Origin of the sequence: Thiobaca trueperi, from assembly GCF_004342175.1 — a bacterium.
Lineage (GTDB): Bacteria > Pseudomonadota > Gammaproteobacteria > Chromatiales > Chromatiaceae > Thiobaca > Thiobaca trueperi.
The window spans coordinates 30539-52756 of sequence record NZ_SMAO01000002.1; the positions used below are offsets into that span (position 1 = coordinate 30539).

General features: G+C 61.5%; 25 protein-coding genes and 1 tRNA gene. 19 read left to right on the plus strand and 7 right to left on the minus strand.

Translation table 11 applies throughout. From position 1 onward, the window contains the following. Positions 1 to 51 precede the first annotated feature (51 nt). The 14 genes from EDC35_RS03390 (at position 52) to uvrB (ending at position 12148) form a co-directional block, all read left to right on the plus strand. Positions 52 to 139: transfer RNA gene (locus EDC35_RS03390), tRNA-Ser, on the plus strand. A 139-nt stretch (positions 140 to 278) separates the two neighbouring features. Then, the gene (bchZ, locus tag EDC35_RS03395; RefSeq protein ID WP_132975768.1) at positions 279 to 1727 is read left to right on the plus strand and encodes a chlorophyllide a reductase subunit Z; all 1449 of its coding nucleotides are present in this window, start codon (positions 279 to 281) and stop codon (positions 1725 to 1727) included. A gap of 429 nt (positions 1728 to 2156) precedes the next feature. Next, positions 2157 to 2300 carry a light-harvesting antenna LH1, beta subunit gene (gene pufB / locus EDC35_RS03400; RefSeq protein ID WP_132975770.1) on the plus strand — a complete coding sequence of 48 codons (144 nt, stop codon included), beginning with the start codon at positions 2157 to 2159 and terminating at the stop codon, positions 2298 to 2300. Positions 2301 to 2380: 80 nt separating this feature from the next. Further along, a complete protein-coding gene (pufA, locus tag EDC35_RS03405) occupies positions 2381 to 2584 on the plus strand; it encodes a light-harvesting antenna LH1, alpha subunit (protein ID WP_132975771.1) in 204 nt (67 codons plus the stop codon). A gap of 118 nt (positions 2585 to 2702) precedes the next feature. After that, positions 2703 to 3524 carry a photosynthetic reaction center subunit L gene (gene pufL / locus EDC35_RS03410; protein WP_132975773.1) on the plus strand — a complete coding sequence of 274 codons (822 nt, stop codon included), beginning with the start codon at positions 2703 to 2705 and terminating at the stop codon, positions 3522 to 3524. A gap of 16 nt (positions 3525 to 3540) precedes the next feature. Further along, positions 3541 to 4512 carry a photosynthetic reaction center subunit M gene (gene pufM, locus EDC35_RS03415; protein WP_132975775.1) on the plus strand — a complete coding sequence of 324 codons (972 nt, stop codon included), beginning with the start codon at positions 3541 to 3543 and terminating at the stop codon, positions 4510 to 4512. Beyond that, entirely contained in the window at positions 4509 to 5612 is a 1104-nt protein-coding gene (pufC, locus tag EDC35_RS03420) for a photosynthetic reaction center cytochrome PufC (RefSeq protein ID WP_132975777.1), read from the plus strand. Before pufM ends, pufC begins: the two co-directional genes overlap by 4 nt. A 96-nt stretch (positions 5613 to 5708) precedes the next feature. After that, a complete protein-coding gene (pufB, locus tag EDC35_RS03425) occupies positions 5709 to 5852 on the plus strand; it encodes a light-harvesting antenna LH1, beta subunit (RefSeq protein WP_132975779.1) in 144 nt (47 codons plus the stop codon). Positions 5853 to 5910: 58 nt separating this feature from the next. Then, positions 5911 to 6339 (plus strand): secondary thiamine-phosphate synthase enzyme YjbQ, encoded by a 429-nt coding sequence (locus tag EDC35_RS03430; protein WP_132975781.1) that lies wholly within the window; start codon positions 5911 to 5913, stop codon positions 6337 to 6339. A gap of 3 nt (positions 6340 to 6342) precedes the next feature. After that, positions 6343 to 7698, plus strand: coding sequence for a RuBisCO large subunit C-terminal-like domain-containing protein (locus EDC35_RS03435; protein WP_132975783.1), 1356 nt, complete (start codon positions 6343 to 6345; stop codon positions 7696 to 7698). Further along, positions 7695 to 8267 (plus strand): isopentenyl-diphosphate Delta-isomerase, encoded by a 573-nt coding sequence (idi, locus tag EDC35_RS03440; protein ID WP_132975785.1) that lies wholly within the window; start codon positions 7695 to 7697, stop codon positions 8265 to 8267. The genes EDC35_RS03435 and idi overlap by 4 nt, the downstream gene beginning before the upstream one ends. A 69-nt stretch (positions 8268 to 8336) precedes the next feature. Beyond that, entirely contained in the window at positions 8337 to 9311 is a 975-nt protein-coding gene (gene lipA / locus EDC35_RS03445; protein WP_132975787.1) for a lipoyl synthase, read from the plus strand. After that, positions 9308 to 10093 carry a YdcF family protein gene (locus EDC35_RS03450; RefSeq protein WP_243651400.1) on the plus strand — a complete coding sequence of 262 codons (786 nt, stop codon included), beginning with the start codon at positions 9308 to 9310 and terminating at the stop codon, positions 10091 to 10093. Before lipA ends, EDC35_RS03450 begins: the two co-directional genes overlap by 4 nt. A gap of 45 nt (positions 10094 to 10138) precedes the next feature. Then, positions 10139 to 12148 (plus strand): excinuclease ABC subunit UvrB, encoded by a 2010-nt coding sequence (gene uvrB, locus EDC35_RS03455; protein WP_132975789.1) that lies wholly within the window; start codon positions 10139 to 10141, stop codon positions 12146 to 12148. Between the two features lie 196 nt (positions 12149 to 12344). On the opposite strand, the gene murU is transcribed toward uvrB, so the two are convergent. Continuing rightward, on the minus strand, positions 12345 to 13016 hold the full coding sequence (murU, locus tag EDC35_RS03460) for an N-acetylmuramate alpha-1-phosphate uridylyltransferase MurU (RefSeq protein ID WP_132975791.1): 672 nt from the start codon (positions 13014 to 13016) through the stop codon (positions 12345 to 12347). 3 nt (positions 13017 to 13019) lie between these two features. Then, positions 13020 to 14834 carry a SulP family inorganic anion transporter gene (locus EDC35_RS03465; RefSeq protein ID WP_132976287.1) on the minus strand — a complete coding sequence of 605 codons (1815 nt, stop codon included), beginning with the start codon at positions 14832 to 14834 and terminating at the stop codon, positions 13020 to 13022. A gap of 209 nt (positions 14835 to 15043) precedes the next feature. On the opposite strand from EDC35_RS03465, the gene xthA reads away from it, so the two are divergent. Next, a complete protein-coding gene (xthA, locus tag EDC35_RS03470) occupies positions 15044 to 15862 on the plus strand; it encodes an exodeoxyribonuclease III (RefSeq protein ID WP_132975793.1) in 819 nt (272 codons plus the stop codon). A gap of 188 nt (positions 15863 to 16050) precedes the next feature. Here the strand turns inward: xthA and nadC are convergent, their stop codons facing one another. Continuing rightward, positions 16051 to 16914, minus strand: a complete 864-nt coding sequence (gene nadC / locus EDC35_RS03475; RefSeq protein ID WP_132975795.1) for a carboxylating nicotinate-nucleotide diphosphorylase — start codon at positions 16912 to 16914, stop codon at positions 16051 to 16053. Between the two features lie 41 nt (positions 16915 to 16955). Between nadC and ampD the strand changes: the two genes are divergently transcribed. Further along, entirely contained in the window at positions 16956 to 17540 is a 585-nt protein-coding gene (gene ampD / locus EDC35_RS03480; RefSeq protein ID WP_132976288.1) for a 1,6-anhydro-N-acetylmuramyl-L-alanine amidase AmpD, read from the plus strand. A gap of 52 nt (positions 17541 to 17592) precedes the next feature. Here the strand turns inward: ampD and EDC35_RS03485 are convergent, their stop codons facing one another. From EDC35_RS03485 to EDC35_RS03500, 4 genes are all read right to left on the minus strand, one after another. Next, positions 17593 to 17985 carry a type II toxin-antitoxin system VapC family toxin gene (locus tag EDC35_RS03485; protein WP_132975797.1) on the minus strand — a complete coding sequence of 131 codons (393 nt, stop codon included), beginning with the start codon at positions 17983 to 17985 and terminating at the stop codon, positions 17593 to 17595. Positions 17986 to 17988: 3 nt separating this feature from the next. Continuing rightward, the gene (locus EDC35_RS03490) at positions 17989 to 18219 is read right to left on the minus strand and encodes a type II toxin-antitoxin system Phd/YefM family antitoxin (protein ID WP_132975799.1); all 231 of its coding nucleotides are present in this window, start codon (positions 18217 to 18219) and stop codon (positions 17989 to 17991) included. Positions 18220 to 18330: 111 nt separating this feature from the next. Continuing rightward, positions 18331 to 19077, minus strand: a complete 747-nt coding sequence (locus EDC35_RS03495; protein ID WP_132975801.1) for a GNAT family N-acetyltransferase — start codon at positions 19075 to 19077, stop codon at positions 18331 to 18333. 150 nt (positions 19078 to 19227) lie between these two features. Then, on the minus strand, positions 19228 to 19683 hold the full coding sequence (locus tag EDC35_RS03500) for a cupin domain-containing protein (RefSeq protein WP_132975803.1): 456 nt from the start codon (positions 19681 to 19683) through the stop codon (positions 19228 to 19230). A gap of 191 nt (positions 19684 to 19874) precedes the next feature. On the opposite strand from EDC35_RS03500, the gene EDC35_RS03505 reads away from it, so the two are divergent. The 3 genes from EDC35_RS03505 (at position 19875) to ruvA (ending at position 22024) form a co-directional block, all read left to right on the plus strand. Further along, a complete protein-coding gene (locus EDC35_RS03505) occupies positions 19875 to 20624 on the plus strand; it encodes a YebC/PmpR family DNA-binding transcriptional regulator (RefSeq protein ID WP_132975805.1) in 750 nt (249 codons plus the stop codon). A 157-nt stretch (positions 20625 to 20781) separates the two neighbouring features. Then, positions 20782 to 21318, plus strand: a complete 537-nt coding sequence (ruvC, locus tag EDC35_RS03510; RefSeq protein WP_132975807.1) for a crossover junction endodeoxyribonuclease RuvC — start codon at positions 20782 to 20784, stop codon at positions 21316 to 21318. A 91-nt stretch (positions 21319 to 21409) separates the two neighbouring features. Further along, positions 21410 to 22024 (plus strand): Holliday junction branch migration protein RuvA, encoded by a 615-nt coding sequence (ruvA, locus tag EDC35_RS03515; RefSeq protein WP_132975809.1) that lies wholly within the window; start codon positions 21410 to 21412, stop codon positions 22022 to 22024. Positions 22025 to 22218 lie beyond the last annotated feature (194 nt).

Genomic DNA, 22218 nt, shown 5'->3' on the forward strand with positions numbered 1-22218 from the left:
AGCAGGAACCAAGAACCGGTTATCCGGATCCTGTTCCTCGCATCGAAAAATGGAGAGGTGGCTGAGCGGTCGAAAGCGGCGGTCTTGAAAACCGTTGACTCGCAAGGGTCCGGGGGTTCGAATCCCTCCCTCTCCGCCAAGTTATTAAGTCCCCACCTTATTCAATTCTTCAAAGCGCGTTTGGCGTGGTCTTCCATGAGGCGGCTCAGTCCGACTTCCGCGACTGCGTTCGGGTCGGGATAGTGAGAGGCGCTTTGAATCGATGAGGATATTCCTGAATGCTGATCAATGACCTCGACCGCGCGGGCGGTTATTGGGGCTCCGTCTATGTCTTCACCGCCATCAAGGGCTTGCAGGTGATCATTGATGGGCCGGTGGGCTGTGAGAATCTGCCGGTCACGGCGGTGCTGCACTATACCGACGGTCTGCCGCCGCACGAGCTGCCGGTGGTGGTGACCGGGCTGGGCGAGGAGGAGCTGGGGCAGAAGGGCACCGAGCAGGCGATGCGCCGCGCCTTTGAGGCGCTCGATCCCAAACAGCCGTCCGTCGTCGTCACCGGCTCGATCGCCGAGATGATCGGCGGCGGCGTCACGCCTGAGGGCACCGGCATCGTCCGCTTCCTGCCGCGCACTATTGATGAGGATCAGTGGCAGAGCGCCAATCGGGCGATCTATTGGCTTTGGACGCAATATGGCCCGAAGAAAGGGAGTGCGTCCAAACGCAAGCCACGCGCGGCGGGCGAAAAGCCGCGTGTCAATCTCATCGGCCCTATCTATGGTGTCTTCAATTCGCCCTCCGATCTGGCCGAGATCCGGCGTTTGGTCGAGGGCATCGGCGCCGAGGTCAATCTGACCTTTCCGCTCGGGAGTCATCTGGATGATGTGCCTAGGCTGGCGGACGCCGACGCCAGCATCTGTCTCTATCGCGAGTTCGGGCGCACCCTGTGCGAGGCGCTGGAGAAACCTTATCTTCAGGCGCCGATCGGGCTCCACAGCACCACTAAATTTCTGCGCGCGCTGGGCGAGATCCTGGGGCTCGATCCCGAGCCTTTCATCGAGCGCGAGAAGCACACCACCATCAAGCCGATCTGGGATCTGTGGCGCTCGGTGACGCAGGATTTCTTTGGCACTGCGAGCTTCGGCGTCTCCGCGAGCGAGACCTACTCGCGCGGTCTGCGTCATTTTCTGGAAGACGAGATGGGGCTGCCCTGCAACTTCGCCTTCGCCCGGCGTCCTGGCGTCAAGATCGATAATGACGCCATCCGTGCCGCCGTTCACGACAAAACCCCGCTGATCCTCTTCGGCAGCTATAACGAGCGCATGTATCTGGCCGAGAAGGGCGCACGCGCGACCTACATCCCGGCGTCTTTCCCCGGCACCGTGATCCGCCGTCACACCGGCACGCCCTTCATGGGTTATGCCGGCGCGACCTATCTGGTGCAGGAAGTCTGTAACGCGCTCTTTGATGCACTGTTCAACATCATTCCTTTAGGTACCGAGCTCGACAAGGTCGATCCCACGCCAGCCAGGATGCACCGTGAACTGCCATGGGACGAGGATGCACGGGCGCTCTTCGATCAGATCGTTGAATCTCAGCCGGTGCTGGTGCGCATCTCCGCCGCCAAACGGCTGCGCGATGCCGCCGAGCGTGCTGCGCGCACGGCGGGCGAGGAGCGGGTGACGCTTGCGCGCGTGACCGAAATGCGGGCACAGGCAGGGATCGGGTAAGGGAACTACCCTTGCTTGCAAGGTGCTGATCACTCGCTGGCGGCGCTTGTCCAGCCGTCGGCGAGATTCGCCAAGTATCCTGTTTTTCTTGCATTCCGCTTGCCTTCCAGATCGTCTTCCCCTTGTCATCTCGTGCCCGAACGGCTGTAAATTTTGGTTGACATCTACGTCAGTCAAGCTAGACTGACACGCATCTTAAGTCACCTTAAAAAGAATTGGCATCAGTCCTTGCATTTTTGCCGCTTCTTCAGGAGACAGAAGATTGGTCGAATTTTGTGGCTCCTGGCTGGGGGTCGCGAAGTGAATGAGGGCATGCCCGAGCATCGGGTGGCTTCTCTGCCGTGGCAGGTTCGTCCATGGCGTTCCCTGTCGCACCTGCTGAGTGCGGCGTAACCGAGGCTTATCTCCACCATTTCGGAGGAATTATCAATGGCTGAACAAAAGAGCTTGACCGGGTTGACCGATGACGAGGCGAAAGAATTCCACGCCATCTTCACGCAGACCATGACCGGCTTCTTCGGTATCGTCGTGATCGCGCACATTCTTGCGTGGCTGTACCGTCCCTGGCTGTAATCGCCGGACTGGTCTAAAGCACTGACGCCCTGCGCGTCGGTCAAATTGTGAATGCATCAATTTTGTTAGGAGAAGCGAGTATGTCGAACAATCTTTGGAAGCTCTGGCTCATCGTCGATCCGCGTCGTGCGCTGACTGCCATTTTTGCGTTTCTGACCGTTTTGGGCCTGCTGATCCATTTCATTCTGCTCAGCACCGATCTGAACTGGCTGGACGATGGTATTCCTGTCAGCTATCAGGCGAAAAGCGCCCAGGTTGTGACGCCTGTTGTGCCGCAACGGTAAATGCGTCCTTGACGGGGGTGGCAGGTGAGGCGTGGCTTCTGATGGTCGGTCTCGCCTACCACCGCAGTGCTAAGAGGAGGTAGCCGTCGTAGGTACCTCCCCAGCAGAGGATTTTACGATGGCCATGCTCAGTTTTGAGAGAAAGTACCGCGTCCGTGGCGGGACGCTGATAGGGGGGGATCTGTTCGACTTCTGGGTGGGGCCGTTGTATGTCGGCTTCTTCGGGGTGTCGGCGTTCTTCTTCACGTTGTTGGGGGTGCTCCTCATCGTTTGGGGCGCTGCTCTCGGGCCAACCTGGAATTTGTGGCAGATCAGTATTGCGCCGCCTGACCTGAGCTATGGCTTGGGCGTGGCGCCGCTCACAGAAGGCGGTCTGTGGCAGTTCATCACGATCTGTGCTGCGGGCGCATTCATCTCCTGGGCGCTGCGGGAAGTCGAAATCTGTCGGAAGCTCGGTATCGGTTTCCACGTTCCTTTCGCCTTCAGTTTCGCGATCGGCGCCTATCTCGTTCTCGTCTTTTTACGCCCGTTGCTGATGGGTGCATGGGGTCACGGTTTCCCTTACGGGATTCTGAGCCACCTGGACTGGGTTTCGAATACAGGCTACCAGTTCCTGCATTTCCATTACAACCCGGGGCACATGCTGGGTATCTCCTTCTTCTTCATCAACGCTCTGGCGTTGTCGATGCATGGTTCGCTGATTCTGTCGGTCGTCAATCCTCAAAAGGGCGAGCCCGTCAAGACCGGTGAGCATGAAAATACCTACTTCCGGGATGTCGTCGGCTACTCCATTGGCGCGCTCGCCATTCACCGCCTGGGTCTGTTCCTGGCGCTCAGTGCCGTGTTCTGGAGCGCGGTGTGCATGATCCTCAGTGGACCCTTCTGGACGCGCGGTTTTCCAGAATGGTGGAACTGGTGGCCACAGCTTCCGATCTGGTAGGCTCTAGGAGACTAAAATGCCTGAATATCAAAATATTTTTACCAGCGTGCAGGTGCGCTCTCCGGCTTATCCCGGGGTGCCGCTGCCCAGAGGCACTCTCCCGCGGATTGGCAAGCAGCCCATTTTTTCCTACTGGCTCGGGAAGATCGGTGACGCGCAGATCGGACCTATCTATCTTGGCTTCACCGGCACTATGTCGCTGATCTTCGGTAGTATTGCGATCGCCATCATGGGTTTCAGCATGCTGGCGTCGGTGAATTGGAGCCCGATCGAGTTCCTCCGGCACTTTTTCTGGTTGGCGCTTGAGCCGCCAGCGCCTGAGTATGGGTTGAGCATTCCGCCGTTGTCTGAAGGTGGATGGTGGTTGATCGCCGGTGCCTTCCTGACGTTCTCGATTCTCCTGTGGTGGGTTCGCACCTACAAGCGGGCGGCGGATCTGGGAATGGGGCAGCATATGTCCTGGGCCTTTGCGGCGGCGATCTTCTTCTATCTGGTGCTGGGCTTCATTCGCCCGGTGATGATGGGGAGTTGGGCGGAAGCCCCGCCTTTCGGCATCTTCGCTCATCTGGACTGGACGGCGGCCTTCTCGATTCGCTATGGGAACCTCTATTACAACCCGTTCCACATGCTGTCCATCGCCTTCCTCTATGGATCGGCCCTGCTGTTTGCCATGCATGGCGCGACCATTCTGTCGGTGAGCCGGTTTGGCGGTGATCGTGAGATCGATCAGATCGTTGATCGTGGCACGGCGGCTGAACGTGCAGCACTCTTCTGGCGCTGGACCATGGGCTTCAACGCCTCGATGGAGTCGATTCACCGCTGGGGCTGGTGGTTTGCGGTTCTGACCGTCATTACCGCTGGCATCGGTATCCTGTTGAGCGGAACGGTTGTCGATAACTGGTATCTCTGGGGTATCAAGCACGGTATTGTGCCCTCCTACCCGATCGACGTGATCGTCCAAGACCCGACGTTGGGGGTGTCGCAATGAATATCGGAAAGCAAGCATCGGCTCCGCTGATTGCGGTTGTTGCTTCCGCGCTCCTTATGGGTTGCGAGGCTCCCCCGCCAGAGGTCGTGCAGTTGGGCTACCGTGGTCTGGCAATGGAACAGAACTACAATCCACGGTCGCTTGAGGCCCGCATCAACAAAAATGTTGCACCGGCTCCCATTCCGGCTGCTGCGCCGGGTGGTCCCAAGGTGTCTGGGGTCTACCAGAATGTTCAGGTTCTGAGCGATCTCACCGTGGCTGAGTTCACCCGCCTGATGGTCGCAGTCACGACCTGGGTAGCGCCGAAAGAAGGCTGTAACTACTGCCACGTTCCGGGCAACTGGGCCTCCGACGACATCTATACCAAGAAGGTGTCGCGTCGGATGTTCGAGATGGTCCAGAACACCAATGCCGACTGGAAGCAGCATGTGGCGGTTCAGGGTGTGGGCGTGACCTGCTATACCTGCCATCGCGGCAACCCGGTGCCCAAATATGTCTGGGTCACGGATCCGGGTCCGAAGCAGCCTGGCAGTGTCACCCCCACGGGTCAGAACACCCGTGCCTCGACGGCGGCTTATTCGGCTCTGCCCTATGATCCGTTCACCCCGTACCTTGATCAGGCGAATGATCTGCGGGTGACGACGCGAACCGCTCTGCCGAGTGGTAACACGGCATCGATCAAGCAGACCGAGTGGGTGTATGCGCTGATGATGCAGATCTCGACCTCCCTGGGCGTGAACTGCACCTACTGCCATAACAGCCGTCAGTTTGCTGACTGGAGCCAGAGCACGCCGAAGCGCACCACGGCCTGGTACGCCATCCGTCATGTGCGTGACATGAACCAGAACTATATCTGGCCATTGAACGACGTGCTCCCGGCATCGCGGAAAGGTCCGTATGGCGATCCCTTCAAGATCAGCTGCATGACCTGTCATCAGGGTGCCTTCAAGCCACTCTATGGTGCGCAGATGTTGAAGGACTATCCTGCTCTCGCGGCTCCGACCAAGGCGGCAGCGCCTGAAGCGGCGGCTCCGGTGGAACCGGCTCCGGTTGAGGCAGCGCCTGCTGCGGAAGCCGCGCCTGCTGCGCAGCAACTCTAAGTCTCAGGATCGCAGGGCGGCAGGGATGCCGTGCACGACGCCGGATGTCAGAATCCGGCGTCGGTAAACCGAATCATCCACATGAGGTTGAATGCAATGTCCGATCAGAACAGTGTGGCGGGGCTCAACGAAGGTGAAGCGCAAGAGTTTCATGGTCTTTTCGTACAAAGCATGGGCGCATTTTTCGGGCTGGTCGTCGTAGCCCATATTCTCGTCTGGCTCTGGCGTCCCTGGCTGTAGGCTCATCCCAACATCGACGGGGAATGTCTTTCCTCACGTCAAGACACCGCTATTCCCCATGCTTTTTCTTTGCGAACACCTTCCATTACAAACGACCGCACCGATTGAGATCCTCGATATCACGGATCGGGTCAGGAAGGTGTTTGACCAGCACCGCATTCAGAACGGTCAGGTGACGGTCTGTTCAGCACATACCACTGCTTTTATTGCCCTGAATGAAAGCGAGCCGATGCTGCAACAGGATATGCTCGATTTCCTGATCCGGCTCGTTCCGTCCGACGCCCCGTATCGACATAACATCAATCCTGTCGATGGGCGGCTCAATGCGCATTCCCATCTGCTCGGTCTCTTCATGAATGCCTCGGAAACCATTCCGGTCGTCAACGGCGAACTCCTGCTGGGTGGCTGGCAATCGATTTTTTTCATCGAACTGGATGGCCCTCGCGCCGAGCGAACGCTCAGAGTGCAGATCATCGGTGAGCGTTGAGACATGACTGAATCGGATTGGTCCGGCTTTTTCGCCGACGTGGATACGTTGGATCGGGAAGCCTACATCACGCTTGATTATTATCTGGAATGTCGCGGCGATCCCGAACTCGCCGCCGCGCATTTCTGTGCCGAGCAATCGACTGCGCAGTGGCGGCGCGTCGGCTCCAGCGAAGATCTCAGGCCGCGCTTTGGCGCCCGCGTCATCAATCTGGCCGTGCTGGAGTCGAATCGCCCCGAATTCAGCTATGGCGTCGGTCAGCCGGCATCCGATGGTGGGGTGCACGCCTGTCGCGTCACCATCGCCCATCCGCACGGTAATTTTGGTCCCCGTCTGCCGAATCTACTGAGCGCCGTGTGTGGCGAAGGCACCTTTTTTTCGCCCGGCGCGCCGATCGTCAAGCTGCTCGATATTCGTTTTCCGGACACCTATCTGGCTCAGTTCCAGGGTCCGCAGTTCGGTGTCGACGGGCTGCGCGATTTGCTTCAAGTTTATGATCGTCCGATTTTTTTTGGCGTCATCAAGCCCAATATCGGACTTCCGCCCGAAGCCTTTGCCGAATTGGGTTATGAAAGCTGGCTGGGCGGGCTCGATATTGCCAAGGATGACGAGATGCTGGCTGACACCGACTGGTGCCCGCTGGCGCAGCGTTCGGTGCTCCTGGGCACGGCGCGGCGACGGGCGGAGCAGGAGACGGGCTGTCGCAAGATCTATCTCGCAAATATCACCGACGAGGTCGAGCGTCTGACCGATCTGCATGATCTCGCGGTGGCGAACGGTGCGAATGCCCTGCTGATCAACGCCATGCCGGTTGGCTTGAGCGCGGTGCGGATGCTGCGTCGGCATGCACGCGTGCCGCTGATGGCGCATTTTCCCTTTATCGCTCCGTTCAGCCGTCTGACCCATTTCGGAATCCACTCCAGGGTCTTCACCAAATTGCAGCGACTGGCCGGCTTCGATGTGGTCATCATGCCGGGCTTCGGCGAGCGCATGCATACCTCGGACGACGAGGTTCGCGCGAATGTCGAGGCCTGTCTTGCCCCCATGGGACCGATCAAGCGCTGTCTGCCGGTTCCGGGTGGCAGCGACTGGGCCGGCACCTTGAAACCCCTTTACGACCGGCTCGGTACGGTCGATTTCGGCTTTGTGCCCGGACGCGGCGTCTTCGGTCATCCAATGGGACCGCGCGGCGGGGCGGCAAGCATCCGTCAGGCATGGGATGCCATCATTGATGGCCTGTCGCTCGATGAACAGGCGGCGCGTCATGTCGAACTGTGCGCTGCCATCGAGACCTTCGGCGGGGCGGTCAAACCTGCATCCGCAGAATCGACTGCTCAACCTGCTGGAGATGACGCTTGAGCGCCCACATCGTACCTCCCCTGACCGCTGAGGAGTGGGAGCGTGCCGGGCAGCGCGATGCCGTGGAGCAGGTGATCCTCGTTGACCAGGAGGATCGTGAGCTGGGCGCGGCGGGTAAGCTCGACGTTCACCAGGATGGGCAGCTCCATCGCGCCTTCTCGATTCTGGTGTTCAACGCCGAGGGCGAGCTCCTGTTACAGCGTCGCGCCGATGGCAAATACCACTTCGCCACCCGCTGGTCCAACACCTGCTGCGGTCATCCCAGACCAGATGAATCGACCGAGGCCGCAGCGGAGCGTCGGTTGCAGGAAGAATTCGGCATCCGCGTGACGCTCACCGAGCGCACCCAACTGGTCTATCGCGCCGAGGATCAGGGGTCGGGTCTGATCGAGCATGAGTTTCTGCATATCTTTCATGGCCGGTATGCGGGTGATCCGCATCCCGATCCCTCTGAAATCGGCGCCTGGCGCTGGATGGCGGTCCCGGCCATTCGCCGTGCGCTCAGGGTGCGTCCGGACTGGTTTACGCCCTGGTTTCACCTGCTGATCGGGCGGTTGCTGGTCGATTGACCGGGTAGGGATTGCACCGTCGCGTCCCCATGTCTGATGCCCGATCCCATTAGCCCCGCGAGCGGTTTCATGCCCGATCCTCATGCCCTTGATGCGCCGTCGCGCGCGACGCCTGACACCCATCAGCGCGGTCAGGACAAGCTCTCCCGCATTCCGATCAAGGTCGAGACCGGCGGCGAGCCTTTGCGTAAACCGAGCTGGATCCGCGCCAAAGCCCCGGTTGGCCCCGGCGTTGCGCGCATCAAATCACTGCTGCGACAAAGCAAGCTGACCACCGTCTGCGAAGAGGCCATGTGCCCCAATCTGGGCGAGTGCTTCAATCACGGCACCGCCACCTTCATGATTCTGGGCGATGTCTGCACCCGCCGCTGTCCCTTCTGCGATGTCGCCCACGGTCATCCGCAGCCGCCCGATCTGGACGAGCCCGTGCATCTGGCCGAGTCCATCGCCATCATGGGGCTGCGTTATGTGGTCATCACCTCGGTCGATCGCGATGATCTGCGCGACGGTGGTGCGGATCATTTCGCCGCCTGTCTTCGTGCCGTCCGCGCGCTCAATCCAACGACGAAGCTGGAGATCCTGGTGCCGGATTTTCGCGGTCGCGAGTCGGTCGCGCTCGATCAACTGACTGACGCCGCCGTGCCTGATGTCTTCAATCACAATCTGGAAAGTGTGCCGCGACTCTATCGTCAGGTCCGGCCCGGTGCGGACTATGCCGGATCGCTGCGTCTGCTCCAATCCTTCAAGGCCCGTCACCCCAAGATCCCGACCAAATCCGGGATCATGCTGGGACTCGGCGAGACGTATGACGAGGTGCTGGCGGTCATGCGCGATCTGCGTGATCACGGCTGCGACATGCTGACCCTGGGGCAATATCTCCAGCCGAGCCGCGATCATCTGCCGGTGGTGCGCTACTGGACCCCGGACGAGTTCGACGATCTGCGCATCCAGGGCGAGACGATGGGCTTTGCCAATGTCGCCAGCGGGGCCATGGTGCGCTCGTCCTATCACGCCGACCGTCAGGCGGGCGATCTCGTCGCATGATGCTGTACAGCCTCATCAAAGGTCTGCTGATGCCGCCGGGCATTCTCATCCTGCTGCTGATCGCCGCCTTTTTTCTGGTGCGCGGTGTGCTCGGGCGCATGCTGATGGTCACGGTCATCACGGTTTTGACCACAATGAGTAGCCTGCCGGTCGGGATCACGCTGATGGAGCCCTTGGAAAGCGCACCTGCTCTTGGCACGCCGGCCATGCCCATTCCGTCCACAGCGCAGGCGATTGTCATTCTGAGCGCCGGTCGCAAACGCGGCGCTCCGGAATACGGCGGCGATACGCTCGATGACGCGACGCTGCGCCGGGTGCGCTATGGCGCGAAACTCGCTCGCTCAACCGGACTGCCGCTCTATGTCACCGGCGGTCGTCTGTCCGGCGAGCGCGAGCCGATTGCCCGGTTGATGGCCGATGTGCTGCGCGACGACTATGGCCTGCCGGTCGCTGGCGTGGAGACGGAGAGTCGCACCACCTGGGAAAACGCAACCGGTACCGCGTCCCTGCTGGCGCGCGACGGCGTGTCGCATATCCTCCTGGTCAGCGATGCCTGGCATCTGCCGCGTGCGGTCGATGTCTTTGCCGGCATGGGGCTGACCGTCACGCCCGCGCCGACCGCTTTTGTGCATTATCCGGGCTGGGAGACGGACCTGACGTGGCGCGACTGGCTGCCGTCGATTCCTGCCCTGCTCGTCAGTTATCAGGCCATCCATGAACATCTCGGGCGTCTCTGGTATCAGATTCGCGGTTGGATCGAGCCGCTTCCAGCCCAACCCTGAGACGAATGGCGCTGTTCGCCATCGTTTCGTTGCCGTGAGTCACGCATGTCCAGCAAAGCCTTCCAGCTCGTCGCCCCTTTCGTCCCTGCTGGCGATCAGCCGGAGGCCATCCGCCGACTGGTTGCGGGACTCAATGACGGTGAGGCGGGCATGACCCTGCTCGGCGTCACCGGCTCGGGCAAGACCTTCACCATCGCCAGTGTCATCGAACAGGTACAGCGCCCAACCCTCATCCTTGCGCCCAACAAGACCCTGGCGGCCCAGCTCTACAGCGAGATGCGCGACTTCTTTCCGCATAACGCGGTGGAGTATTTCGTCTCCTATTACGACTATTACCAGCCCGAGGCCTACGTCCCTTCGACCGACACCTATATCGAAAAAGACGCCGCCATCAACGAGCACATCGAGCAGATGCGTCTCTCGGCGACCAAGGCGCTGCTGGAGCGGCGGGATGTCATCCTGGTCGCGACCGTGTCGTCGATCTATGGTCTGGGCGATCCGGACGCCTATCTCAAGATGGTGCTCATCCTCAAGCGCGGCGACCGCATCGATCAGCGCGCCATCCTGCGTCGGCTGGCGGACTTGCAGTACAAGCGCAACGAGGTCGAGCTGTCACGCGGCACCTACCGGGTGCGTGGCGACGTGATCGATATCCATCCGGCTGAATCGGACGAGGAGGCGATTCGGATCGAGCTGTTCGACGACGAGATTGAGTCACTGTCGGTCTTCGATCCGCTGACCGGCGAGATCCGGCGCAAGGTGCCGCGCTATACGGTCTTCCCCAAGACGCACTATGCGACCCCGCGCGAAACCATCCTCAAGGCCGTCGAGGAGATCAAGCCCGAACTCAAGGCGCGGCTGGCCTGGCTGCGCGAGCACGACAAACTGGTCGAGGCGCAGCGGCTGGAACAGCGCACACTCTTCGATCTGGAAATGATGCTGGAAGTGGGCTACTGCTCCGGTATCGAGAACTACAGCCGCTATCTCTCGGGGCGCGATGCCGGCGAGCCGCCGCCAACGCTTTATGACTATCTGCCCGGCGACGCCATCGTCGTGATCGACGAGAGCCATGTCACGGTGCCCCAGCTCGGCGGCATGTACCGGGGCGACCGCTCGCGCAAGGAGAATCTGGTCGAATACGGCTTCCGGCTGCCGTCGGCGCTCGACAACCGCCCGCTCAAATTCGAGGAATTCCAGGCCCGCCAGCCCCAGACCATCTATGTCTCGGCCACCCCGCGCCAATACGAGATCGACCATTCGGGTGCAGTGGTTGAACAGGTGGTGCGACCGACCGGGCTGGTGGATCCGGCGCTGGAGGTCCGTCCGGCCCTGCATCAGGTCGATGACCTGCTGTCCGAGATCGGCCCGCGCGTGGCGGTCGATGAGCGGGTGCTGGTGACGACGCTCACCAAGCGCATGGCCGAGGATCTGACCGACTATCTCAACGGACACGGGGTCAAGGTCAGATATCTGCACTCGGATATCGATACCGTGGAACGGGTCGAAATCATCCGCGATCTGCGTCTGGGCGAATTCGATGTGCTGGTCGGGATCAATCTGCTGCGCGAGGGTCTGGATATGCCCGAGGTCTCGCTGGTGGCTGTGCTGGATGCCGACAAGGAGGGTTTTCTGCGCTCGGCGGATTCGCTGATCCAGACCATCGGACGTGCCGCGCGTCATGCCAACGGCAAGGCGATCCTCTATGCCGACCGGATCACCGGCTCGATGCAGCGCGCCATTGACGAGACCGAGCGGCGGCGCGCCAAACAGATCGCCTCCAATCTAGCCCATGGCGTCACGCCTCAGACCATCCGCAAGGCCGTTGCTGACATTCTGGACGGCGCCACACCCGGCGCGCCCATGAAGGCGCGCGAGTTCGCCAAGGTGGCCGAGCAGATTGGCGAGTACGCCAGTCTTACCCCGCAGCAGATGGCCAAACGCATCAAGGCGCTGGAAAAGGCCATGTATCAGCACGCCAGGGATCTGGAATTCGAGCAGGCCGCTGCGGTGCGCGACCAGATCCGCGAGTTGCAGCAGAAGGGGATTGCGGTTTAAACCGCGTCCAGCGCGATATGCGTCATTTTCAGTTTGTGTTTATCTTTGGAGATGTCATCGACATCAGTGGGGGGCGGTTTAAAATTTCATATTTTTTAATATATTAAACCGCGCTCGCTCGAACGTCCGTCGATTCTGCCAAGGCCGACTCAATCCTCAACGATCACATGCCGCACCAGGCGCGGTTTAATCCTGTCTATTTCAGGTCAATTCTGCTCAGCAGCCGATCCAGCTCCGCCAGCCGTTCCGGCGTGCCGATGTCGAACCAGCGCCCGGTATGCAGCCGTCCGCTCACCCGTCCCGCGCTCATGGCGTGCCTCAGCAGCGGGGCGAGCGGAAAGGCGCCGGGTGTGCAGCCGTCGAATAATGCGGGGCGATAGATGCCGATGCCGCTGAAGGTGTAGCGCGGTGTCCCGTCGGCATGGATACGGCCACCCTCAAGGGCGAAATCGCCGGTCGGATGATGGGCCGGGTTATCCACCAGCACCAGATGCGCCAGATCCCCATCGGCCAATTGCAGTCCGCGCACATCACAATCGGCCCAGACATCGCCATTGATGACCAGAAAGGGATCGGGGCCGAGCAGCGGCAGCGCCCGGAAGATCCCGCCGCCGGTTTCAAGCGCCTCGTTCTCTGCCGAATAGCGGATACGCACGCCGAATGCCGCGCCATCGCCCAGCGCCGTCTCGATCTGTGCGCCGAGATGGGCATGGTTGATGACCAGCTCGCGGATTCCAGCCGCCGCCAGGCGGTCGATGTGATGGACGATCAGCGGCTTGCCACCGGCCACGAGCAGCGGCTTGGGTGTGTGATCGGTGAGCGGACGCATGCGGTTGCCGCGTCCGGCGGCGAGGATCATGGCCTTCATGGTTTAACTGTTGCACTCCCGAAAAATCCGCTTGTCGCAGCCGGTGCAGACGCCTTTGTCCAACTTTTGATAGATGGCTCGCACCGCCGCCGTCTTCGTCTGGAAGACATTGCGCGCCTCCGTCTCGTCCAGACAGCCGCAACGCTCCAGTGCCTCCCACAGACCCTGTTTGATATTGATCAGATACAGTCCGCCGCCATCGGCCAGACGTCGTTGCGTCTCGCGCGCCAGGGTCTGGCCGCCCTGGAGATCGACGAAATTGATGCCATCGGCGAAGATGGCCAGATGTTTCTGTTGCGGATGATCGATGCGCAACTGGTCGAAATACTGCTCGATATGGGCGACCGAACCGAAAAAGAGCGAGCCATCGATGCGCAGAAAACGCAACTGCGGGCATTGGGCGACGGTATGGTCGCTGGTATTGGAGAAGGCGTGGTTGGGCAGGAGCGGATTCGGCGCGAGCGTCACCAGACGCGGCTTGGAGGTGCGGTCGAGATAGAGCACCAGCGACAGCAGCACACCGGCGAAGATGGCGAATTCCAGTTCGAGGAAGATGGCGGAGAAAAAGGTCACGCCCAGCACACCGGTCTCGCGCTTCGAGGCATGCAGGATATGCCTGATCTCCTTGAAATCGATCAGTCCCCAGGCGACCAGAAAGAGCACCCCGGCCATCGCCGCCTTGGGCAGATAACTGGCATAGGGGGCGACGAACAGCACAATGCCCATCAGCATGAAGGCGGCAAAGATGGACGCCAGCGGGGTGCGGGCGCCGGCCTCATAGTTGACCCCGCTGCGATTGAATGAGCCGGTGGCGACATAGGCCGAGAAGAATGAACCGGCGATGTTGGACAGCCCCTGCCCGATGAATTCCTGATTGCCGTCGATGCGATAACCGCCGCGCGCGGCCAGCGAGCGCCCGATGGAGACGGCCTCGGTCAGGGCAAAGAGGGTCATGGCCAATGCGGCGGGAGCCAGTTCACGGAGATGCTCGAAGCTTAGAGAGGGGGCCGAGAGCGGCGGCAGGGTTGCGGGCAGCGCCCCGACGGTCGCGATGCCGGTTCGATCCGCTCCGAGCCAGTCGTTCAGTCCCAGCGCCAGCAGACTGCCGCCGATCATGGCGACGATCATGTATGGGATTTGGGGCAGCCAGCGTTTGCAGGCGATGCCGATCGCCAGCGTCGTGGCCGCGACCAGGGTCGCGCCGGGGGTGATCTCCAGCGCATGCAGGGTGAACTGGAACAGGATCTCATGCAGCGGTCCGCCGCTGTCCATCTCGATGCCGAAGAAGTGCTTGAGCTGCTTGGCGGCGATGAGCACCGCCGCCCCGGCGGTGAAGCCCACCACCACCGAATGCGAGATGAAATTGACCAGCGCGCCCAGACGCGCGAAACCCAGCGCCAGTTCCAGCACCCCGACCATGAAGGTCAGGGTCAGGGCCAGGGTGACATAATCAGGCGAACCGGGAACGGCCAGCAATGAGAGCGACGAAAAGAGCACCACCGAGGCGGCTGTGGTCGGACCCGAGACCAGATGGCGCGACGAGCCGAACCAGGCGGCAATGATCGCTGGCACCATGCCGGCATAGAGTCCGTACTCGGGTGGCATTCCGGCAATGGTGGCGAAGGCCACACCCTGCGGCAGAACGACGACGGCGCCGGTGAGCGCAGCGACGAGATCGGCCTTGATGTCCACCGGGCTGACATGGGGAAGCCAGTTTTTGTAGGGGGTCGACCAGGACCAGTCGAGTGAGCGCAGCGCCTTCGCAGAAGCCGCGAGCGATGCGCGGACCCGTGCACTGAGGTCGAGCGAAGGAAACATCTTCATGATAGGCGGGCGTCCGGTGGGGTAAGCGCGGCGGGTTGCTCGTCCGGTGATAAAACGATGACCGAATCCGGGTGATCAACAGCATATTAAAGAATTGTGATAAAGATGCCTATCCGGGGCACGGCCCGATCCGCGCGGATTTGGACGCCAGCGGCCAGCATGTTAGCCTGCCGGCGCGTTCGCATCTTTGGAGACCGCCTGACGTGTTCAAGATCGTATCCTTCAATATCAACGGCATTCGCGCCCGGCCCCATCAGATCGAGGCGCTGAAGAACGCGCAGGATCCAGACATCATCGGCCTTCAGGAGATCAAGGTCGCCGATGACCAGTTTCCGCTGGAGTGGGCGCGGGGACTCGGCTACGCGCCCCATTTCCACGGTCAGAAGGGCCACTATGGCGTGGCGCTGTTCAGCAAAATCGAGCCGCTGGAGATCGTCAAAGGATTCCGCTGCGATGACGCAGACGCCCAGCGCCGGATCATTGCCGGTCGCTATCCGCTGCCCGGCGGTGATGAGATCAGGGTCATCAACGGTTATTTTCCACAGGGCGAGAGCCGCGATCACCCGGTCAAATTCCCTGGCAAGCGCAGATTCTACGCGGATCTGCTGACCTATCTGCGTGAGGCGTGCAGGCCGAACCAGAATCTGATCGTGCTTGGCGATCTGAATGTCGCGCCGCTGGATCTGGACATCGGCATCGGCGCCGACAACGCCAGACGCTGGCTGCGGACGGGTAAATGCAGCTTTCTGCCGGAGGAGCGGGAGTGGTTTCAGGCGCTGCTCGACTGGGGGCTGACGGATGCCTGGCGGGCGCTCAATCCGGATGCCCAGGATCAGTTCAGTTGGTTCGACTATCGCTCGCGCGGTTTCGAGCGCGAGCCCCGGCACGGTCTGCGGATCGATCATCTGCTGGTAACCGCGCCGCTGCGCGAGCGACTGCTTGACGCCGGTATCGACTATGACATTCGCAGCCTGGACAAGCCCTCGGATCACTGCCCGGTGTGGGCCGGGTTCGAGTTGTGATTAAACCGCGTCCGGTGCGAGATGCTGAGTGTTGAGCGAGTTCGACCTTTGGCGCATGAACGACTTTGGTGAGGCGCGGTTTAAAATTTTATATTTTTTAAAGTCTTAAACCGCGCCAACTCCAACCTTCGCCGATGCTGCCAAGGCCGACCCAATCCCCAGACATCGCATACCGCACCGGGCGCGGTTTAAAGCGTCACGAAGCGCATCGACAAATCTACTGCCCGCACATCCTTGGTGAGCGCGCCGACCGAGATCCGATCCACGCCGGTTTCGGCGATGGCGCGCAGCGTCTCCAGATCGACGCCGCCGGATGCCTCCAGTTGTGCCCGCCCGTCACTCAGTTCCACCGCGCGGCGCAGATCGGCCAGGGTGAAATTGTCGAGCAGCACCAGCCGCGCCCCGGCGTCCAGCGCCTGTTGCAGCTCATCGAGCGATTCCACCTCGATCTCGATCTCCACGTTCGGGCTCAGGGCGCGGGCGGCATCGAGCGCGGCGCGGATCGAGCCGGCAGCCAGGATATGATTTTCCTTGATGAGAATGGCGTCGAAGAGCCCGATGCGATGATTGTGACAGCCGCCGCAGCGAACCGCGTATTTCTGCTGCACGCGCAGCCCCGGCAGGGTCTTGCGGGTGTCCAGGATCCGCGTCGCCAGTCCAGTCACCGCATCGGCATACCGGCGCGCAGTCGTCGCCGTGCCGGAGAGCGTTTGCAGATAATTCATCGCCGTGCGCTCGCCGGTCAGCAGTGCGCGCGAGGCGCCTTCCAGCACGCAGAGCCGCTGACCGGGCGCGATGCGGTCGCCATCGCCGGCCTCCCACTGGATGCGGCAGTCCGCGTCCAGCAGCCGAAACACCGTCTCGAACCAGACGCAGCCGCAGAGGACCGCCGACTCGCGGGTGATGAGTTCAGAGCGCGCGCGCTGATCCGCCGGCAGGAGCGCGGCGGTCAGATCGCCCGCACCCGTATCTTCGGTCAGGGCGGCGCGAACCTGGGACTCGATCAGCGCGCGGTCGGGCAGGGCGGGCGGGAGCGGCGATGCAGTGGACATGATGAGCTGAAACCTGAGCGGATTGAGTGAAAGCGATGGAAATGGAAGATAACCCCAATGCGGTCGGCAGTGACAGTCTGAATCTCGACGCTGACGGCTGGCTGCCGAGCGCCCGGCGTCTGCCTTCGCCCAATTCTGACGCCCGTCCGCCCGGCACCCTGATCGATCTGCTGGTGATCCACAATATCAGCCTGCCGCCGGGCGAGTTTGCTGGCGACTGGATCGATGATCTCTTTCTCAACCGGCTCGATCCGGGCGCCCATCCCTATTTCGTTGCCATCGCCCCGGTGCGCGTCTCTGCACATTTCCTGATCCGACGCGACGGGCGCCTGACCCAATATGTTTCCTGTGAGCAACGCGCCTGGCATGCTGGCGTCTCCGTTTTCATGGGGCGCGAGCGCTGCAACGATTATTCCATCGGCATCGAACTGGAAGGAACCGACTGCATTCCATTCACCAGCGCCCAATACTGTGCATTGGCCGACTGCACGCGCCAGATCCGTGCCCGCTATCCGGCCATCGTCCCCGAACGCATCGTCGGGCACAGCGACATTGCACCCGGACGCAAGACCGATCCTGGGCCGGCGTTCGATTGGGGGCGTTATCTGAAGGGAGTCGTATCCTGACCAGGACTGAGAGATCGGAGCACGACCCGACAGTGAATCGCGGGTCTCTCAATCATGACGACCAAAGCCGCTGGACGCGGAATTGGTCGAAGAGGCGTTCGTTGCTCAACAGGGTCAGATTTTCGATCTGTGCCTGGGCGATCAACATGCGGTCGAATGGGTCACGATGTTCTCCCGGCAGAAGTCCGGCGCGGCGCGCATGTTCAATCGTGATCGGGAGTGTCGCAAAGCCCTGGTCGATCATGATCTCGCCGAACCGATCAGCGACTTCCACCGCACCTGGGAGCTTGCCGATCCTGACCTTCGTGGCGATCTCCCAGGCGGAGGCGGCGCTGATGAGAATCTGATGGCTTTCGCTGGCGATCAATGAGCGTGCCAGATCGGGCAATTGCTGATCGCCATCGAGCCACCAGAGCAGGGCGTGCGTATCAAGCAGCAGGCGCATGCCTTACTCCCAGGCGGTTTGTTCTGCCTCAGGCAGAGGCTCAAAAAAACGCTCATCGACCTGTGCGCGGCCACGCAGCGCGCCGAACCGGCGTCCGGTTATTTCGGGTTTGATGGCGATCAGCCGTGCGACCGGAATGCCTGCCCTGGCGATGATGATTTCTTCCCCCCGGCTGGCCTCTGCGATGAGCCGGGATAATTGAGTCTTGGCGTCGTGAATATTGACTTGAAGCATGAGCCCGCTCCGATCTGGCTATTAGCTAACTTGAGTAGGCTAAGCATAGCATGGAGAACGCGCACATCCTGTCGCAGACTGGCTGATGCCGGACGATCCCTGTCCTCAATCTCATTGACTGCACGCGCGTGGACTCGCGACCGAGGCGCTCGCCGCCGACCAGCGATCCAGCCAGCCATCTGTCCAGGCGCGGCAGAGATCAAGCGAGGCAGACCAGACCCGCGCGGTTCCCGATGACCAGACATCCGCGCCCAGTCTGGCGGCGGCGAGTGAATGGTCCAGAGCGGGTGGACAGGTCGCTTCCGGCGCTGTGACTGGCGGAAAGAGATAGTCGTATTCCAGCGTGCCATCATCGAGCCAATGGACATGGCCACCCAGTCCAGCCGCCAGGGCGCGCATGCCAGCGTTTGCCGCCAGCACCTCGCAGCGAAAACGGCGGATCCCCTGGCGGCGGGCGGCGGTCACCAGGTGCGTGAACAGCGCTTTGCCCAGACCGCGACCCTGCGCCGCATCGACAACGCTGATCGCGAATTCGCTGGCGTCGGCGTCCGGCCCCAGCCGGATGCAGCGCGCCACCCCCAGCAGTTCAACCTCCTGGCCCCAGGCGTCCAGCCGCATGGCGCCCAGCGCGAGATGGTCGCGACCGTCGGCGCTGGTCAGAAAGTCCAGATCACCGTCGGTCAGCGATGATTTGGCCGTGAAAAATCGCATGCGCCGCGATTCGGGCGAGAGACCGGCGAAGCAGGCGATCAGAAAATCCCGGTCGTCCGGCCCGATGGCGCGGATGCGACAGGGCGTCCCATCCTTGAGACGGATGCGCGGATCCCCTGGTAAATGACGCGAAATAAAAGCGGACATGCTGAACCTCCCCCTGACGGGTCGTTGCGGTCTCGACTGCGGATCCACTGCGGATGTCAGTGCATCGGGTCGAGACACATGCAGCCATTTTTGTGCACTGCAACATTAGAGGTTCGTGATTGAGAAAAGGTTCAATTCACTTGGGTTGAGTCAGTCGCCAATCCGTAGATAGTCGGCGATGGCCGGATCCGCGCGCAGTTCAGCCAGATCCTGCGGTGTGGGCAGAACCGGCCGGTCGCGCTCGTGGTTCACCATGCAGAGAAAGCCCAGCGGGGCGTCGTCATCGGCGCGGAACTGATGCCAGGTCCAGGGTGGAATCGTCACCAGATCATGGGGTCTGATCGGCTGGATCGAACGTCCGACGAGACAGGTGCCGCGTCCGTTGAGCACCATGACGCCGTGGGCGTGTTCATGGCGTTCCAGGGTGGAATGGCCGCCAGGACCGATCTCGAAGTAACGCAGTTCGCAGGCCAGTGTCTCTTCGGCGAAGAGGAGCTGACGGGTGATGTCGCGAAAGGGCGCGCTGCCGGTGGCCTTGTAGGCCAGTTGATCGACGTTTTCCCAGCGCCAGTTTGGGAGCAGGCGGCGAATCGGTGAGTGGGTCATGGGTCAGGGTGTCCGTGAGCAGGATTCAAGTTGTTGGATTTTAAATCGCGCCAGCTCATGCGGTCGTCAATGCTGCCAAGGTCGATCCAAACCAAAAACATCACATACTGCACGGGGCGCGGTTTAGAATGCGCCGCTTATCGATCATGACCCGGCTCGCCGGGCCGCATTCCAGATCAGGAGACCATTCGATGGCCGGGCATAGTAAATGGGCCAATATCAAACACCGTAAGGCCGCGCAGGACAAGCAGCGCGGCAAGATGTGGACCAAGCTGATTCGCGAAGTCACGGTCGCGGCGCGCGAGAGCGGTGGCGATCCGGGTGCCAATCCGCGTCTGCGGCTGGCGATGGACAAGGCGTTTGGCGCCAACATGCCGCGTGACACCGTGGAGCGCGCCATCAAGCGCGGCGCGGGCGGGATGGAAGGCGAGAACTACGAGGAGATCCGCTACGAAGGCTATGGCCCCGGCGGGGTCGCGCTCATGGTCGATTGCATGACCGACAACCGCAACCGCACCGCCTCCGATGTCCGGCACGCCTTCACCAAGCGCGGCGGCAATCTGGGGACCGACGGCTCGGTGAGCTACCTCTTCACCAAGCAGGGCATCATCAGCTTCCAGCCCGGTACCAGCGAGGACGCGGTGATGGACGTGGCGATCGAGGCCGGGGCGGATGATGTGGTCGTCAACGATGACGGGTCGCTGGATGTCATCACCTCGCCCGACTCCTTCGCCGCCGTCAAGGATGCGCTGACCCAGGCCGGATTCGATACCGAGGCCGCCGAAATCACCTACAACGCCGCAACCCAGGCTGAACTCGACCAGGAAACCGCCGAGAAACTGCTGAAACTGGTCGAGATGCTGGAAGACCTGGATGATGTGCAGGAGGTCTACCACAATGCCGACATCTCCGATGAGATTCTGGCGGCGCTCGATGTCTGAGGCCGGTAAGGCAATTTTCTGCACAGTACACGTATCAAATAGACAGGATTAACAGGATTTCTCAGGATGGACAGGATTTTTCAAGTCATTATTTTTAATCCTGTTAATCCTGTTAATCCTGTTAATCCTGTCTATTTTTGAGCATGGAATGATCGCGATGGCTGACCCCCGCACCCCGCGTCATCGCATCCTCGGCATCGATCCCGGCTCGCGCAACACCGGTTTCGCGGTCATCGATAGTGACGGACACCACAGTATCCGGGTCGCCAGCGGCTGCATCCGGGTCGGCGAGCATCCCTGGCCGGAGCGGCTCGGGCTGATCTTCGATCAGGTCGCCGCCATCGTCGCCGCGCACCAGCCGCACGAGATGGCGGTCGAGCAGCTCATCTTCGCCCGCGATCCCACGGCGGCGCTCAAGCTCGGACAGGCACGCGGTGCCATCCTCTGCGCCGGACTCAAAGGCGGGCTGATCGTCCATGAATACAGCCCCAAATCGGTCAAGCTCGCGGTCGTCGGCACCGGCGGGGCCGAGAAGTCGCAGGTGCAGCACATGGTGCGCGTCCTGCTCGCGCTGCCCGAGACACCTTCCGAAGACGAGGCGGATGCGCTCGCCATCGCACTCTGTCATGCGCACTCGATGGGTATCCCGGCACGCAAACGCGCCGCCGCCTCCTGGCGGGACTGGCGACCTTAAAGTCGTCAGTAGGCGGGCGGGGATTGTGTTGTTCCATTTTCCCGTGTCAAGCTCAAGTCTGACCACTGCCAACTGACGACTTAATTTAAGAATGATCGGACAACTACGCGGCCAGATTCTTGCCAAACACCCGCCGCAACTGCTGCTGGATGTGGGCGGTGTGGGCTATGAGCTTGAAGCCCCCATGTCCACCTTTTACGACCTGCCGGCGGTGGGCGAGACAGTGGTTCTCATCACCCATCTGGCGGTGCGTGAGGATGCACACGTCCTCTATGGCTTTCTGCGCGAGCGGGACCGCGCGCTCTTTCGCGCCCTGCTGAAAGTGACCGGGGTTGGCGCGCGCATGGCGCTGGCGATCCTCTCCAGCATGGATGCGGCGCGCTTTGCGCAATGTGTCGAGCTGGACGACAGCGACGCCCTGACGCGCATCCCCGGCATCGGCAAGAAGACCGCACAGCGGCTGATCATCGAGATGCGTGACCGGCTGGGCGGACTGGATGGCCTGACCGCTGACGCGCCCGCTCCGGGGCTGGCTGCGACGCCGGGCAATGAGCACGATCAGGCGCTGGCGGATGCGGTGAGCGCGCTGGTGGCACTGGGCTATCGTCCGCCTGACGCCAGCCGTATGGCCCGCGCGGCTGACGATGGGGCCAAAACGTCCGAAGAAATCATCCGTACCGCCCTGCGCTCGGTGAATCTCGCCTGAGAAGCTGTTTGGGAACTCCCGCGCCCTTAGGCTGCCAGCTCAGTGAGCGGCGGGGAGATCCTCGCCGGGACTGAGGACAGCACCGGCAATCCCGCCCGCGCGAGGCGCGCGGCGGCGCGCATGCACTCATCTTCCTCAGCGCCCCCTCGCTCATCCCAGTCCGTTCGAGCATGTCGTACAATCCTCCAACGCAC

What these genes read in the sequence shown, in the direction of transcription:
- bchZ (WP_132975768.1), top strand. Translation starts at nt 279, where the DNA reads ATGCTGATCAATGACCTCGACCGCGCGGGCGGTTATTGGGGCTCCGTC.
- pufB (WP_132975770.1), top strand. Translation starts at nt 2,157, where the DNA reads ATGGCTGAACAAAAGAGCTTGACCGGGTTGACCGATGACGAGGCGAAA.
- pufA (WP_132975771.1), top strand. Translation starts at nt 2,381, where the DNA reads ATGTCGAACAATCTTTGGAAGCTCTGGCTCATCGTCGATCCGCGTCGT.
- pufL (WP_132975773.1), top strand. Translation starts at nt 2,703, where the DNA reads ATGGCCATGCTCAGTTTTGAGAGAAAGTACCGCGTCCGTGGCGGGACG.
- pufM (WP_132975775.1), top strand. Translation starts at nt 3,541, where the DNA reads ATGCCTGAATATCAAAATATTTTTACCAGCGTGCAGGTGCGCTCTCCG.
- pufC (WP_132975777.1), top strand. Translation starts at nt 4,509, where the DNA reads ATGAATATCGGAAAGCAAGCATCGGCTCCGCTGATTGCGGTTGTTGCT.
- pufB (WP_132975779.1), top strand. Translation starts at nt 5,709, where the DNA reads ATGTCCGATCAGAACAGTGTGGCGGGGCTCAACGAAGGTGAAGCGCAA.
- EDC35_RS03430 (WP_132975781.1), top strand. Translation starts at nt 5,911, where the DNA reads ATGCTTTTTCTTTGCGAACACCTTCCATTACAAACGACCGCACCGATT.
- EDC35_RS03435 (WP_132975783.1), top strand. Translation starts at nt 6,343, where the DNA reads ATGACTGAATCGGATTGGTCCGGCTTTTTCGCCGACGTGGATACGTTG.
- lipA (WP_132975787.1), top strand. Translation starts at nt 8,337, where the DNA reads ATGCCCGATCCTCATGCCCTTGATGCGCCGTCGCGCGCGACGCCTGAC.
- EDC35_RS03450 (WP_243651400.1), top strand. Translation starts at nt 9,308, where the DNA reads ATGATGCTGTACAGCCTCATCAAAGGTCTGCTGATGCCGCCGGGCATT.
- uvrB (WP_132975789.1), top strand. Translation starts at nt 10,139, where the DNA reads ATGTCCAGCAAAGCCTTCCAGCTCGTCGCCCCTTTCGTCCCTGCTGGC.
- murU (WP_132975791.1), bottom strand. Translation starts at nt 13,016, where the DNA reads ATGAAGGCCATGATCCTCGCCGCCGGACGCGGCAACCGCATGCGTCCG.
- EDC35_RS03465 (WP_132976287.1), bottom strand. Translation starts at nt 14,834, where the DNA reads ATGTTTCCTTCGCTCGACCTCAGTGCACGGGTCCGCGCATCGCTCGCG.
- nadC (WP_132975795.1), bottom strand. Translation starts at nt 16,914, where the DNA reads ATGTCCACTGCATCGCCGCTCCCGCCCGCCCTGCCCGACCGCGCGCTG.
- ampD (WP_132976288.1), top strand. Translation starts at nt 16,956, where the DNA reads ATGGAAGATAACCCCAATGCGGTCGGCAGTGACAGTCTGAATCTCGAC.
- EDC35_RS03485 (WP_132975797.1), bottom strand. Translation starts at nt 17,985, where the DNA reads ATGCGCCTGCTGCTTGATACGCACGCCCTGCTCTGGTGGCTCGATGGC.
- EDC35_RS03490 (WP_132975799.1), bottom strand. Translation starts at nt 18,219, where the DNA reads ATGCTTCAAGTCAATATTCACGACGCCAAGACTCAATTATCCCGGCTC.
- EDC35_RS03495 (WP_132975801.1), bottom strand. Translation starts at nt 19,077, where the DNA reads ATGTCCGCTTTTATTTCGCGTCATTTACCAGGGGATCCGCGCATCCGT.
- EDC35_RS03500 (WP_132975803.1), bottom strand. Translation starts at nt 19,683, where the DNA reads ATGACCCACTCACCGATTCGCCGCCTGCTCCCAAACTGGCGCTGGGAA.
- EDC35_RS03505 (WP_132975805.1), top strand. Translation starts at nt 19,875, where the DNA reads ATGGCCGGGCATAGTAAATGGGCCAATATCAAACACCGTAAGGCCGCG.
- ruvC (WP_132975807.1), top strand. Translation starts at nt 20,782, where the DNA reads ATGGCTGACCCCCGCACCCCGCGTCATCGCATCCTCGGCATCGATCCC.
- ruvA (WP_132975809.1), top strand. Translation starts at nt 21,410, where the DNA reads ATGATCGGACAACTACGCGGCCAGATTCTTGCCAAACACCCGCCGCAA.